Consider the following 14,132-nt stretch of genomic DNA (forward strand, 5'->3'; position numbering starts at 1 on the left):
CAACCTGCTACCATCGCCATCCCCCACAGCTGTAACGGAAAACGGCCATGCAACTCCCGGACATGAACCTGCTCGTCGCCCTCGATGCCCTGCTCGACGAGGGCAGCGTGGTCGGCGCGGCGCAGCGCATGAACCTCAGCCCGGCGGCGATGAGCCGGACCCTGGGGCGTATCCGCGATGCGTTGGGTGACCCGATCCTGGTGCGCGCCGGTCGCGGCCTGGTGCCAACGCCGCGGGCGCTGGCCCTGCGCGAGCAGGTGGCGGCGTTGGTGGAGCAGGCCGGCGAGGTGTTCCGCAGTGGCGACGAGGTCGACCTGCCCAAGCTTGACCGGGCCTTCAACATCCGCACCAACGACCTGTTCATCGCCCTCTACGGTGCCCAGCTGCTGCGGCGCATGCACGAGCAGGCACCGCGCACGGTGCTGCGCTTCGTGCCGGAAAGCCCCGGCGGCGATGATGACAGCGTGCTGCGCGACGGGCGTACCGACCTGATCATCAGCTCGACCGTGGACCTGGGGCCGGAGATCAAGGTGCAGAGCCTGTTCCAGACCTACTACGTGGGCCTGGCGCGGCGCGACCACCCGATTTTCGAGCAGCCGATCACGGCGCACAGTTTTGCCAGTTATCCACAGATCAGCGTGTCCCGCCGTGGCCGTGCCAATGGGCCGATCGATGTGGAACTTGCCAACTTCAAGGTGCAGCGGCGGGTGGCGCTGATTACCCCGAGTTTTCACTCGGCGCTGTTCTCGCTGCCGGATTCCGACCTGATCCTGCCGATGCCGGCCAACATCCTCAACAGCGTGCACAAGCTCGGGCTGCCGCTGCGCTCGTTCGAGATCCCGGTGCCACTGGAGCGAGTGACCGTGCTGCAGGCATGGCACCCCCGGTTTCACAATGACCCGGCACATCGGTGGCTGCGGCAGACCCTGAAGGCTTGCTGCAGTGTCGACCCTTAAGTGATGTTCTGCCTGGGCCGGCCTTTTCGCGGGTGAACCCGCTCCCACAGGTACAACACACCTCTCAAGGTTTGTGATTTCCCTGTGGGAGCGGGTTCACCCGCGAAGCAGGCGACTGGGTTTTGAAGTGGATTGCGCCTGACGCAACATAAACCTACCGATAAGTCAGTTTTCGTCAGCATTCGACCTTCTTAGACTTGCTCCAGTCGCAAATTTGTTGCTGGAGATGTCTGCCCATGAGTTCCCTGTCCGCCCCGTCTGCCGCGATTGCCGCCGCCCCCGCGCCGGCCGCGCCTGCGCAGACTGCGTTCGGCCTGCAGGTAGTGGTCGGGCTGTTCGGTGTGCTGCTGGCCGTGTTGTGCGCGGGCCTCAACGAGTCGGTGACCAAGATCTCCCTGGCCGATATCCGTGGGGCCATGGGCATCGGTGCCGACGAAGGCGCCTGGCTGCTGGCGGTCTACAGCGCCGCCTCGGTTTCGGCCATGGCCTTCGCGCCATGGCTGGCCACCACGTTCTCGCTGCGCCGCTTCACCATGAGCGCCATCGGCCTGTTCGCCGTGCTCGGCCTGCTGCAACCGTTCGCCCCCAACCTGCACAGCCTGATGCTGCTGCGTGTGCTCCAGGGCTTCGCCTCTGGCGCCTTGCCGCCGATGTTGATGAGCGTGGCCCTGCGCTTCCTGCCACCGGGCATCAAGGTCTATGGCCTGGCCTGCTATGCCCTCACCGCCACCTTCGGCCCCAACCTCGGCACGCCGCTGGCAGGGCTGTGGACCGAATACGTCGGTTGGCAGTGGGCGTTCTGGCAGATCATCCTGCCCTCGGCGCTGGCCATGTTCTGCGTCGGTTGGGGCCTGCCGCAGGACCCGCTGCGCCTGGAGCGCTTCAAGCAGTTCGACTGGCGCGGCGTGCTGCTCGGCTTGCCCGCCATCAGCTGCATCGTGCTGGGCCTGTCGCTGGGTGACCGCTGGGGCTGGTTCGATTCGCCGCTGATCTGCTGGCTGCTCGGCGGTGGCCTGCTGTTGCTGGTGCTGTTCATGTACAACGAATGGTCCGAGCCGCTGCCGTTCTTCCAGTTGCGCATGCTGTCACGGCGCAACCTGAGTTTCGCCCTGGTGACCCTGGCCGGTGTGCTGATCGTGCTCTCGGGCGTTGGCAGCATTCCGTCGGCCTACCTGGCGCAGATTCAGGGATACCGCCCGGCGCAGACCAGCCCGCTGATGATGCTGGTGGCCATGCCGCAGTTGATCGCCCTGCCGCTGACGGCGGCGCTGTGCAACATCCGCGCGGTGGACTGCCGTTGGGTGCTGGGCATCGGCCTGGCGATGCTGGCGGCGTCCTGTGTCGGCAGCAGCCTGCTGACCAGCGAGTGGATCCGTGGCGACTTCTACCCGTTCTACCTGCTGCAGGTGTTCGGCCAGCCAATGGCAGTGCTGCCGCTGCTGATGCTGTCCACCAACGGCATGACCCCGCAGGAAGGCCCGTTCGCCTCCAGCTGGTTCAACACCGTCAAGGGCCTGGCCGCGGTGATCGCCGGTGGCCTGCTGGACGCCCTTGGCACCCTGCGCCGGCACTTCCATTCCAACCACCTGGTGGACAGCCTGGGCAACGCCCCGCTGGTCGACGGTAACGCAGCCGGCCTGGCCAGGCGCATCCACGACCAGGCGCTGGTGCTGACCTCGGCCGACCTCTACCTGGTCATGGCCTGCATTGCCGTGGCCCTGATCTGCCTGATTCCTTTCGTGCCTACCCGGGTCTATCCGCCGCGCGCGGTGGCCTGAACCCTGGATGAATTCGAGAACACTGAAATGACCAACAACCGCAAAACCCTGTTCATCGGCTCGGTGCTTGCCGTGGCCGTCCTGGCCGGCATCGCTGGCCCCTGGATGTTCGGCAGTGACCACCGGCAGAGCACCAATGACGCCTATGTGATCGCCGACTACACCGTGGTCGCGCCCAAGATCGCCGGCTTCATCAAGGAGGTGCTGGTGGAGGACAACCAGCAGGTCAAGGCCGGCCAGTTGCTGGCGACCATCGATGCCCGTGACTACCAGGCCGCGCTGGATGCCGCGCAGGCGCAGTTGCTGGTGGCCCAGGCGCAAAGCGCCGATGCCCGTGCCACCCTCGAGCGCCAGGCGTCGCTGATTGCCCAGGCTGAGGCCGCAGTGAAAGCGGCCCAGGCCGAAGCTGCGTTCGCCGACCATGAGGTCAACCGCTACAGCCGCCTGGCCGAGCAGGGCGCCGGCACCGTGCAGAACGCCCAGCAGGCGCGCAGCGGTGTCGACCAGGCCCGCGCACGCCTGGCCAATGCCCAGGCGGCGCTGGTAGCGGCGCGCAAGCAGGTGGATATCCTTACCGCTCAGGTAGCCAGTGCCGACGGCCAACTGAAGCGGGCCGAGGCAGGGCTGGAAAAGGCCCAGCTCGATCTGTCCTACACCCGCATCACCGCGCCGGTGGACGGCATGGTCGGCGAGCGCGCCTTGCGTGTCGGTGCCTACGTCAACCCGGGCGCCCGCCTGCTGTCGGTGGTGCCGTTGCAGCAGGCCTACGTGGTCGGCAACTTCCAGGAAACCCAGCTGACCCACGTACAGCCTGGCCAGGCCGTGAGCATCAGCGTCGACACCTTTGCCGGTGAGAAGCTGCAAGGCCATGTGGAAAGCATCGCCCCGGCCACCGGCGTGACCTTCGCCGCGGTCAAGCCGGACAACGCTACCGGCAACTTCACCAAGGTGGTGCAGCGCATCCCGGTGAAGATCGTTTTCGATGACGGCCAGCCGCTGCTTGCCCGCCTGCGCGTGGGCATGTCGGTGGAAGCGACCATCGACACCCGTGGCGACAAGCTGGACGGCAAAGAGGTAAGCGCACGATGAAACCGGCATTACGCTTGAGCCCGTTGCTGCTGGCCGTATTGATGGCTGGCTGCACCCTGGGGCCGGACTTCCAGCGCCCTGACAGCCAGGCACCGCAACAGTGGGCGCCGCTGCAAGGTGAAGCGGCGGCCAGCCAGCCGCAGGCCGAACCGCTGGAACTGCGCTGGTGGGAGAGCTTCCACGATGCCCGCCTGAGTGCCTTGATCCAGCGCGTTGCCGAGCGCAACCTCGACTTGCAGATGGCCAGTGCCCGCCTGCTGCAAAGCCGCGCCCTGCGCAGCACCGTGGCTGCCGACCAAGTACCGTCGGTGGATGTGAACGCTGGCTACAGCCGCTCGCGCAACAGTGCCGAAGGCCTGAGTGACCCGTCCGGCAAGGCGGGCAAGGAAGCCTTCAACCTCTGGCAGGGCGACCTGGTGGCCGGTTGGGAGCTGGACCTGTGGGGCCGTGTGCGGCGCCAGGTCGAGGCTGCCGATGCCACGGTCGAAGTGGCCGAGAACGACCGCCGCGGCGTGCTGCTGGCATTGCTCTCGGAAACCGCCGGCAACTACATCCAGCTGCGCGCCGTGCAGCACACCATCGACGTGACCCGCGACAACCTCAAGGTCGCCCAGCACAGCCTGAAGTTGTCCGAAAACCGCCAGGCCGAAGGTGTCGCCACGCGCCTGGATGTGGCCCAGGCCAGTGCCCAGGTCGCCTCGATCGAGTCGCGCCTGCCAAGCCTGGAAGCGCGGCGCGACGACTTGATCAACGCCCTCAGCCTGCTTGCCGCCGAACCACCGCGCAGCCTGCAGGCCGAGTTGCTGCAGGGCGGCGAACTGCCTGCGCCGCAGCAGAAGTTCGCCATTGGCCTGCCGTCCGAACTGGCCGAGCGCCGCCCGGACATTCGCCAGGCCGAGGCCCGCCTGCATGCCGCCACTGCCAGCATTGGCGAGGCCAAGGCCGACTTCTACCCCAGCATCCGGCTGTCGGGCAGTGTCGGGTTCCAGGCCATGCAGCTGTCCGATTTCGGCGCCTGGGATTCACGCCGGTTCGCCTTCGGGCCACAGCTGTCGCTGCCGATCTTCGAGGGTGGCCGGCTCAAGGGCACCCTGGAACTGCGCGAGGCGCAGCAGCAGGAAGCGGCGCTGAACTACCGCAAGGTGGTGCTGGGTGCCTGGCATGAAATCGACGATGTGCTACGCCTGTACAACGCCAGCCAGCTACGCCGCGACCACCTGGCCGAGGCGGTGCGGCAGAACCGCATCGCCCTGGAAACTGCCCAGCGCCAGTATGTGGAAGGGGCGGTGGACTTTCTCAATGTGCTGACGGTGCAGGGGGCCTTGCTAGCCAGCGAGGAGCAGTGGATCGACAGTTCGGCGGCGGTGTCGCAGGCGTTGGTGGGGCTGTATAAGGCCCTGGGTGGTGGCTGGCAGGCGTTTGATGAGCAGCCTGTGAAGAAGGCATAGGGGGCCGCCCAGCGGCCCTTCGCGGGCATGCCCGCTCCCACAGTTAAACCTGTAGGAGCGGGCGTGCCCGCGAAGGGCTGCGGAGCAGCCCCAGCGATTTTCCAGACAGATGAGGAGGCACAGATGCACATTTCCCTGAACGGCAAGCGCGCCATCGTCAGCGGCTCCACCGCGGGCATCGGCCTGGCCATCGCCATCGGCCTGGCCGAGGCGGGGGCCGAAGTGGTCCTCAACGGTCGCACCCAGGCCCGGGTCGATGAAGCCCTCAAAGTTGTGCGCGAACGCCTGCCGCAGGCGCGCATCATCGGCATCGCTGCCGACCTGGGCACCCAGGCCGGTGCGCAGAAGTTGTTCAACCAGGTGCCGCACACCGACATCCTGGTCAACAACCTGGGCATCTTCGAGCCCAAGCCGTTCTTCGAGATCGAGGATGATGACTGGCAGCGTTTCTTCGACGTCAATGTGCTCAGCGCCGTTCGCCTGTCGCGCCACTATGCCCAAGGCATGGCCGAGCGCAAATGGGGGCGGGTGGTGTTCCTGTCCAGTGAGTCGGCGCTGCAGATCCCGACCGAGATGATTCATTACGGCATGACCAAGACTGCGTTGCTGGCGGTGTCGCGCGGGCTGGCCGAGACCCTGGCCGGCACCGGGGTGACGGTGAATTCGGTGTTGCCTGGGCCTACGCGTTCGGAAGGTGTGGGCGACTTCTTTGCCAAGCTGGCCGAGGAGCAGGGGGTATCGACTGAAGAGCTGGAAGCCAACTTCCTGGCTGAGCACCGGCCGACCTCGCTGATCAAGCGGCTGGCGACGGTGGAGGAGGTGGCGAACATGGTGGTGTACCTGGCATCGATGCAGGCCAGTGCCACTACCGGGGCTGCCTTGCGGGTGGATGGCGGGGTGCTGCGTTCCATTGCCTGATCTGTATTGCCTGTGCCGGCCTCTTCGCGGGTAAACCCGCTCCCACAGGGATGGCACAGGACTCAAATTCTGTGGGGTACCTGTGGGAGCGGGTTCACCCGCGAAGAGGCCAGCACAGGCAACCAAACAATCAGAGCGGGCGCAGCAGGCCAAACCGCTTGCGCAACGCCCAATCCAGCACCCGCCGCGGCAGTAACCGGGCCATCAACGGCAACGCCGTACTGCCGTTCCCCAACCGCACCACCGCTGGCACCGGCGACTTCCCGACCGCAGCCAACACGCCCTGGGCAAACACCGCCGCCGAGGTCGGCTTGTCCTGCGAAGCCCGCGCCCGTGCCTGCACATGCTCGCGCAACGGCCACCACGCCGAATCCGTCGCCAGCACCTGCTCGGCCTGGCGCTGGGCATTGCTGGCGAACTGCGAGGCAATCGCTCCTGGCTGCACTTCCATTACCTGCACACCAAACGGCGCCAGTTCCAGGCGCAAGGCATCGCTCAGGGCATGCACGGCTGCTTTCGAGGCGCAGTAAGCGCCGGCGAACGGCGTGACCAGCACGCCTGATACGCTGCCGATGTTCACCACCAGGCCCCGTGAGCGGCGTAGCTGTGGGAACAATGCGCGGGTAACGCCGACCACGGCGAAGACATTGGTTTCGAACTGTTGGCGCAGGGCATCCACACCGCCATCGAGCAGCGGGCCCATGGCGCCGTAGCCGGCGTTGTTGATCAGGATATCGAGGTTTTCCAGTTCCTCGGCCAGGCGGCCCAGTGCCTCGCTGTCGTTCACATCAAGTTGCCGGGCGGTGAAGCCGGCGGCGTTCAGTTGCTCGACATCCTCAGGTTTGCGGGCGGTAGCCCAGACGTGGTGGCCGGCATCGCGGAAGGCGTCGGCCAGGGCGCGGCCGATGCCGCTGGAACAACCGGTGATCAGGACGGTGGGCATGGTTGGGGCCTGTTGTCAGGGAGGATTGGTTTTTCCTGTGCTGGCCTCTTCGCGGGTAAACCCGCTCCCACAGGTACCCCACAGAATTTGAGACCTGTGTAGTCCCTGTGGGAGCGGGTTTACCCGCGAAGAGGCCGGCACAGGCGATACATTAGTTGGCAAACGTACCTTGCAGATGCTCTGCCCGAAACTCCAGGGTCTGCGGCCTGTACCCGGAGCGCAGTGGCGGCAGTGGCAGGCAGTCTTTCCACTCGGCCCCTGGCTGCAGCTCACCCGGCCCACGGTAGCGCGGGGCGTTGTAGGTGTTCTCCGCCAGGTTCACGGTATCGCCCGGCGCGTAAGCAGCCACTCGCCAGCGCAGCTCGGTCAGCGGCACATCGTTGCCGTTCTTCATGCGCACCTGCAGGGCGCGGTCGGCGGGGCAGTGTTCGGGGGCGTAGGTCAGGCGCAGGTCCAGGCGGGCCAGTTGCGAGGTTTCGCGGGTGTCCTGCCAGACGACGAACAGGGCCACCAGGCCCAGGCCACAAACGGCAGCCAGCGAGATCGGCAGGGCCTTGGCCGGGTAGCGCAACAGCAGCACCAGCCAGGTGAGGATGAGGAAGGCACCGATGATCATGAAAGCGGGCAGACCTTGGTTGCGCGGGGTCAGACCATCGTAGCCCAAAATAACAAAGCTTCAAAAACCTGATTCGTCTAGATCAATCAGCCAGCAGGAGAGTTTGATGGGTTATGACCCTGGGTAGGGATATCGATTCAGGTGTTACCTGGTATTTTTGATAGGTTACAACTTCTCGATTATTGATTAGTTTCAATCTGTATGTATCTATAATCGGAGTGGAAGAAATGGAAAATATTCGCGAAAACTGGACTGAGATTGAATTCGCTATTCCTGAGGGAGCTGTTGGGTACGGGGCGGCAAGGTTGTCAGATGGAAAATATTATGTGGCGGCATCATCGCAGTGGGAAGTTAGTGTGCTGCGGTATGATGATCGAGGAAGTCTGGATATATCCTTCGGCGAGCAAGGGATAGTGAAATTCCCAAACCCTGATCGTTTTGGTACTAAATTTTCTTTCAGTCTGCAAGAAAATGTGGTCATGCTGTCCTGCCTGGCGGGTGAAGCTGGTAATTATAGTAATTTTCTGCTCTGCAAACTTGACGCCGATACCGGGGCGTTGGATCCGGGCTTCGGGGATAACGGTGTAAAAATTGTGCCGATACCTCAGGCGGTCCAGACCGAAATTGTCGGCTCGAGTGTCAATCAATCCCCGCAGTTACCGGACGGTAAGCATCGACAACTTGTATCTCGTGGGATGGCTCAATTTGAGTTGACAGGTGAATTGGACCCAGCGTTCAACGAGAATGGGGTGCTGAGAAGTTTTCCCAAGTCAAGTTACGAATATCAGACAATGAATATCATGCCTTACATGAGTGCCGGTAAGCATGAAGGTTTCTTGATGAGTGGTGTTTTCAACCTTGGAGGCTATGGCCGTGGATGGGTGGGAGCCATCGATAGCGAAGGTAAATTGTTGCGCGATTTCGGTGGCGATGGTGAAGTCCATTTCATGAAGCTCCCAGATCATGAGCTCACCAATCTGGTAATGGAGCCGATGTTACAGGTCGACGATTATCTGTATGTGGCTGGCAGTGGAGGACATGAGCTGTTTCCAAAGTTCATCTATCGTCTGCATCGGGATGGCAGAATAGATGAAAGTTATAACGATGGTAAGCCAGTATTTTTGGAAGTTGGAGCGGCCAAGGTTTTTCACCTGGTCCAAGACGGCGACGGCATTCTCATCGGTATATGGGGTGTTGAAGCGACGGGTGGGATCATTCGATACGATGCCGCTGGTAAACGAGACCTGTCTTTCGGCCAGGGCGGTTGGTTGAACATGCCCGTGAAATACATGGATCCCGTATCGTTGACCATAAGGGAATATGAAGGCTCCAAGATTGTGGAAGTATTGGGTGGCCGTTATCTCTTGCGTCACCGGATCGAATAGATCACAGCTGAGCAGGGCTCGGGCAGCCCTGGCCTGGGTGGTTCCCAGCCATTGCCTGGTGCAATGGCTGGGATGCCACTTTTACTGCGCGATGGTCTTCACCGAGACACCACGCTCGATGGGTGTAGAGGTACGCCCGTATACATCCTCGAAGCGCTCGATGTCATCCTCGCCCAGGTAGCTGCCGGACTGTACTTCGATGATCTCCAGCGGGATCTTGCCTGGGTTGCGCAGGCGGTGCACCGAGGCGATCGGGATGTAGGTGGACTGGTTCTCGGTCAGCAGGAACACGTTCTCGTCACAGGTTACCTCGGCGGTGCCGGACACCACGATCCAGTGCTCGGCACGGTGGTGGTGCATCTGCAGCGACAGGCTGGCGCCCGGCTTGACGGTGATGTGCTTGACCTGGAAGCGGCCGCCCATGTCCACCGAGTCGTACGAGCCCCACGGGCGATACACTTCCAGGTGGTTCTGGGTTTCGCTGCGGCCCTGCTCGTCGAGGGTCTTGACCATCTGCTTGACGCCCTGGACCTTGTCCTTGTGGGCAATCATCATGGCGTCCTTGGTCTCGACCACCACGATGTTCTCCAGGCCGATCACCGACACCAGCTTGCCGTTGCCGTGGATCATGCAGTTGTGGCTGTCCTGCACCACCACGTCGCCCTTGGTGACGTTGCCGTTGTCGTCCTTCTCGTGCACTTCCCACAGCGACGACCAGCAGCCCACGTCGCTCCAGCCGGCCGACATCGGCACCACGCAGGCGCGCTGGGTCTTTTCCATCACCGCGTAGTCGATGGAGTTGTCCGGGCAGCAGGCAAAGGTGGCTTCGTCGATGCTCAGCACATCACCGTCTTCCTGGCTGCGCTCCAGGGCCAGCACGCAGGTGTCGTAGATGTCGCCGTCGTGCTTCTTCAGCTCTTCGAGGAAGCGGCTGGCACGGAACAGGAACATGCCGCTGTTCCAGAAGTAACCGCCGGCCTGGACGAACTCGGCGGCGCGTTTTTCGTCGGGCTTCTCGACGAACTGCGCCACGCGCGCCACGCCTTCAGGCAGCAGGGCGTCCTGGCTGGAACGGATGTAGCCGTAACCGGTTTCCGGCTTGGTCGCCGGCACGCCGAACAGCACCATCTCGCCACGCTCGGCGGCCACGGTGGCCAGGGCCAGGGCGCGTTGCAGGGCCTTCTGGTCCTCGATCACGTGGTCGGCGGGCAGCACCAGCATCAGCTCGTCGCGGCCTTCGTTGACCAGTTTCATGGCAGCCATGGCCACGGCCGGCGCGGTGTTGCGGCCGAACGGTTCCATCAGGATGCCTTGGGTTTCCAGCTTCAGCGCGGCCAGTTGCTCCTGGACGATGAACTTGTGGTCCTTGTTGCAGACCACGATCGGTGTGTCCATGCCTTCGAACACCAGGCGCTCGAGGGTTTGCTGGAACAGGGTGTGTTCACTGGTCAGGGCCAGGAACTGCTTGGGGAACTGCTTGCGCGACAGAGGCCACAGACGGGAACCGCTACCACCAGAAAGAATTACCGGGATCATCATGTTTCTCCAATAGTCGTTGAGAGGCAGGGGAATCAGTTGCTAGCCACGGGGCGAGTTACCCACACCGGCGACAAGGCGTTGCCGGAACCCGTTACGTACAGCACTGCGGCTTCGCCGCGCTCCAGGGCGACGGGTTTGACGTCACCCACTTTCTTGTCTCCTTGGTACAGCGCCAGATTGACCTTGACCGGGTTGATTTCGCGTTCGCCACGGCCGTTGGCGGCCACCGGCTTGACCACTTCGGTCTTGCCGTCGGCGGTCTTCAGGGTCAGTTGCTGGTCACTCAGGTTCTGCACGCGAACCAGGGCTTTCTGCTTGTTCTTGAACGGCGGCTCTTCGATCAGCTGCGGGTTGCCGCTGGCGCTGTTGACCAGGGTGTAGTACTTGTCCGCAGCCAGCTTGACCGGCACGCTCTTGCCGCCGACCTGGGCGGTGTAGTCACCCCCTGGCAGGAAGCTGAAGTCGCTGCTGGCCTGGGCGCCAACCTGCTTGATCTGGGTGTTGCCGACCGAGGCTGCAGCCGGTGCGCCGGAGGCGTTGTACAGGCGCACGAAGGTCGAGCCTTTCGGTGCGCTCGGGCCATACAGCGCGGCGTCGGCACCGGCGAAGGCCTGCATGGAGGCCAGGGACAGGCCGGCTGCGAGGGTGAGGGCTTTGGCAATGGAAGTCTTGGTAGTCATATGTATGTTCCTCTGATTAGTGGTTAGTCCGGGTGGACGACAAAGCCAGGTTTTCTTCGGATTTACGGGTGTTCTTCAGCTGGGCGATCCACTGTGGATCGAAGCTGCTGAGGTCGTTCTTCATTGGCAGATAACGTTCTGGGAATTCCCACACCACCACCTGGGGTGCGGCGTTCTTGAAGGCATCGCTTTGCAGGTACTTGAGCATCGGCAGTAGTGGGCCATGGCCGTCTTCGGCGTAGTTGGCCACGTCGCTGCGCAGGGCCTGCTGCAGCGCACCGAGGAAGTTCCAGTGCGGATTGGCGCTGTAGCTGGTACCCACCAGCGCAACCGGGATCTGCGTGTCGGCGAACAGTGCGTCACCGGCTTCACCTTCGGCCTCGACCGGGCGAGTGGTGCGTTGCTGCAGGTTGTCCGGGGCTGGCAGCAGGTTGCTGAACAGCGGGTCCAGTGGCAGGAAGTTGGTCAGGTCGCCCTTGTATGGCGCGGTGCTGCCGGCTTCGGTGATGAACGCCTGCGGGTCGCCGTTGAGCAGGCTCTGGCGGTTGACCGCTTCGGCCAGTGCCTGCGCCGCCACTTCGGCGCCCATCGGCGTCCAGTGGGTGTCGGTGCGCAGGAACACCTGGCCGCGGGCCTTGGCCTGCTCCATGGGTGCCATCAGGTCCGGGGCGAACACGTTGGCCTGGCGTGCCTGGGCATGGAACTGGTTGTACAGGTCGTCATGCAGGCTGGTCGGCAGTTCCTTGCCCAGGTACTCGGCGTACACCCGCGCCTTGGCCGGCACGATCGCCAGCACCAGCTGGCTGCCGTGCTGCTGCAGGGTGTCGCGCACGCCACGGATCAGCGCCAGGTTTTCCTGCATCAGCTGCTCGGCACCGGCGGTGGGCTTGAACTCTTCGTCACTGAACAGCCACTGGTCGCGGCCCAGCACCACGCCGGGGCGGCCTTCGTTGAACAGCTTGAAGTCCATCGCCGCCCATAGGTTGGTACCCAGGCGCTTGATCGGGAACTGCTCGTCGTAGTGGGTCTCGGCGGCCTTGGCCAGCTTGCCGTTGAGCAGGGTCATCTGCTCGGTACGCTGGAAGCTTTGCAGGCCACCGGTGGACCAGACGCCCATGCCCACCAGCAGGCCGAGGAACGACAGCGAATAGGTAATGCGTAATGTCCGGGTCATGTCATCAACCTCAGAACTGGAAGTAAAGGAACGGCGAGTAGCTCTGCGCCGAAAGCTTGAGGATCGAGGCCACGAACAGCAGCAGCACCAGGGCGCGGGTCATCACCCGGGTCCAGTCCAGGCCGATCGAACCGTCGCTGTTGACCTCCACCGGGGTGGCCTTGGGCGTTGGCCTGGCGTTGCGGTAGAAGTCGCGCAGGCCGAAGAACGCCAGGGTGATGTAGGCGACCACCAGGGTGGCTACCTGCAGGCCGGTGAGCTGGGCACGGTTGAGTTCCGACAGCTGCCAGTCGCCGAAGCTGAACATGGCGCCGTACATGCGACCGGCCACCTCCAGGTTCTCGGCACGGAAGATCACCCAGCCGACCACCACCAGCAGGAAGGTGAATGCCCACTTCACCGGGTTGAAACGCTGCGGGTTGGTGTCGATGCCCAGCGCGCGCTCGATGGCCAGCCACATGCCGTGCCAGGCGCCCCAGATGATGTAGGTGAAGTTGGCGCCGTGCCACAGGCCACCCAGCAGCATGGTCAGGAACAGGTTGCGGTAGGTGTTGAAGGTGCCTTTGCGGTTACCGCCCAGGGTGATGTACAGGTAGTCGCGCAGCCAGGTCGACAGGCTGATGTGCCAGCGCCGCCAGAACTCGGTGATCGACTGGCTGATGTACGGCTGCTTGAAGTTCTCCATGAAGCGGAAGCCCATCATCAAGCCAAGGCCGATGGCCATGTCGCTGTAGCCGCTGAAGTCGAAGTACAGCTGCGCGGTGTAGGCCAGGGCGCCGAGCCAGGCATCGCCGGTGGTCGGGTTCTGCAGGGCGAAGCAGTGGTCGGCCACTACCGCCAGGGTATCGGCGATGAACACTTTCTTGATGAAGCCCTGCATGAAGCGGGTGCAGCCTTCGGAGAACTTGTCCAGGGTGTGGGTGCGGTTGTTGAACTGGTCGACCAGGTCCTTGAAGCGCAGCACGGGGCCGGCGATCAGGTGCGGGAAGATCGCCACGAACGCCGCGAAGTCGATCAGGTTGCGGGTGGCCGGGGTGTCGCCGCGGTACACGTCGATGATGTAGCTGATCGACTCGAAGATGTAGAACGAGATACCGATCGGCAGCAGCACGTGGGTGAGGATGAACGGCTCCAGGCCGAACGAGGAGATGATCGCGTTGAGGCTGTCGACGCCGAAGTTGGCGTACTTGAAGTAGCCGAGGATCGCCAGGTCGACACCGACGCCGAGCAGCAGCCAGCGCTGCGCGGGCTTGGTGCGCACACCGGCGGCGCCGACTTTCAGGCCGATCCAGTAGTTCCACAGGGTGACCCCGGCGAACAGGGCCAGGAAGTCCACCCGCCACCAGGCGTAGAAGATGTAGCTGGCGACCAGCAGCAGCAGGTTGCGATAACGTTGCCCGCTCAAGTAGTACAGGCCGAGGAAGATCGGCAAGAACAGGAACAGGAACACGTTGGACGAGAAGACCATCCCGGTTCTCCTTTTTGTTCACAGCATCCGGGGCAAAGCGCCCCCCAAACCCCCCAGTGCAAGACTGGAAGGCAACCTAGTACCTCTGTGGGAGCTGGCTTGCCGGCGATGCAAGGCGAAGCCTTGCCCAGCGGTACA

The 14,132-nt window shown here is 63.4% G+C and carries 12 protein-coding genes; 6 read left to right on the forward strand and 6 right to left on the reverse strand.

Going from position 1 to position 14,132, the window contains the following annotated elements; genetic code table 11:
• Window positions 1–47: 47 nt before the first annotated feature.
• The 5 genes from RYH74_RS09420 to RYH74_RS09440 all read left to right on the forward strand — a co-directional run bounded on the left by RYH74_RS09420 (window position 48) and on the right by RYH74_RS09440 (window position 6,189).
• On the forward strand, window positions 48–956 hold the full coding sequence (locus RYH74_RS09420) for a LysR family transcriptional regulator (protein ID WP_015271755.1): 909 nt from the start codon (window positions 48–50) through the stop codon (window positions 954–956).
• Between the two features lie 236 nt (window positions 957–1,192).
• On the forward strand, window positions 1,193–2,734 hold the full coding sequence (locus RYH74_RS09425; RefSeq protein ID WP_025340593.1) for an MFS transporter: 1,542 nt from the start codon (window positions 1,193–1,195) through the stop codon (window positions 2,732–2,734).
• Window positions 2,735–2,761: 27 nt separating this feature from the next.
• Window positions 2,762–3,823 carry an HlyD family secretion protein gene (locus RYH74_RS09430; RefSeq protein WP_075046296.1) on the forward strand — a complete coding sequence of 354 codons (1,062 nt, stop codon included), beginning with the start codon at window positions 2,762–2,764 and terminating at the stop codon, window positions 3,821–3,823.
• Window positions 3,820–5,271, forward strand: coding sequence for an efflux transporter outer membrane subunit (locus RYH74_RS09435; RefSeq protein WP_075046295.1), 1,452 nt, complete (start codon window positions 3,820–3,822; stop codon window positions 5,269–5,271). The genes RYH74_RS09430 and RYH74_RS09435 overlap by 4 nt, the downstream gene beginning before the upstream one ends.
• 123 nt (window positions 5,272–5,394) lie before the next feature.
• Window positions 5,395–6,189 (forward strand): SDR family NAD(P)-dependent oxidoreductase, encoded by a 795-nt coding sequence (locus tag RYH74_RS09440; protein WP_075046294.1) that lies wholly within the window; start codon window positions 5,395–5,397, stop codon window positions 6,187–6,189.
• Between the two features lie 130 nt (window positions 6,190–6,319).
• On the opposite strand, the gene RYH74_RS09445 is transcribed toward RYH74_RS09440, so the two are convergent.
• Together RYH74_RS09445 and RYH74_RS09450 are read right to left on the reverse strand one after the other, a co-directional pair.
• A complete protein-coding gene (locus RYH74_RS09445; protein WP_286918969.1) occupies window positions 6,320–7,132 on the reverse strand; it encodes an SDR family oxidoreductase in 813 nt (270 codons plus the stop codon).
• A gap of 151 nt (window positions 7,133–7,283) precedes the next feature.
• Window positions 7,284–7,748, reverse strand: coding sequence for a hypothetical protein (locus tag RYH74_RS09450; protein WP_015271749.1), 465 nt, complete (start codon window positions 7,746–7,748; stop codon window positions 7,284–7,286).
• A gap of 227 nt (window positions 7,749–7,975) precedes the next feature.
• On the opposite strand from RYH74_RS09450, the gene RYH74_RS09455 reads away from it, so the two are divergent.
• On the forward strand, window positions 7,976–9,133 hold the full coding sequence (locus RYH74_RS09455; protein ID WP_157896973.1) for a hypothetical protein: 1,158 nt from the start codon (window positions 7,976–7,978) through the stop codon (window positions 9,131–9,133).
• Window positions 9,134–9,214: 81 nt separating this feature from the next.
• On the opposite strand, the gene RYH74_RS09460 is transcribed toward RYH74_RS09455, so the two are convergent.
• Genes RYH74_RS09460 through RYH74_RS09475 form a run of 4 tightly spaced genes read right to left on the reverse strand, consistent with a single transcriptional unit; the run spans window position 9,215 to window position 13,994 of the window.
• Complete coding sequence (locus RYH74_RS09460) at window positions 9,215–10,669, reverse strand: mannose-1-phosphate guanylyltransferase/mannose-6-phosphate isomerase (RefSeq protein ID WP_025340588.1); 1,455 nt, start codon at window positions 10,667–10,669, stop codon at window positions 9,215–9,217.
• Between the two features lie 35 nt (window positions 10,670–10,704).
• Entirely contained in the window at window positions 10,705–11,352 is a 648-nt protein-coding gene (locus RYH74_RS09465) for an alginate O-acetyltransferase AlgF (RefSeq protein ID WP_075046290.1), read from the reverse strand.
• Window positions 11,353–11,368: 16 nt separating this feature from the next.
• A complete protein-coding gene (locus tag RYH74_RS09470; protein ID WP_025340586.1) occupies window positions 11,369–12,526 on the reverse strand; it encodes an alginate O-acetyltransferase in 1,158 nt (385 codons plus the stop codon).
• Between the two features lie 10 nt (window positions 12,527–12,536).
• Entirely contained in the window at window positions 12,537–13,994 is a 1,458-nt protein-coding gene (locus tag RYH74_RS09475; RefSeq protein WP_013974157.1) for an MBOAT family O-acyltransferase, read from the reverse strand.
• Window positions 13,995–14,132: the final 138 nt, after the last annotated feature.

This window comes from Pseudomonas sp. LSJ-87 (genome assembly GCF_032971465.1).
GTDB lineage: Bacteria > Pseudomonadota > Gammaproteobacteria > Pseudomonadales > Pseudomonadaceae > Aquipseudomonas > Aquipseudomonas putida_Z.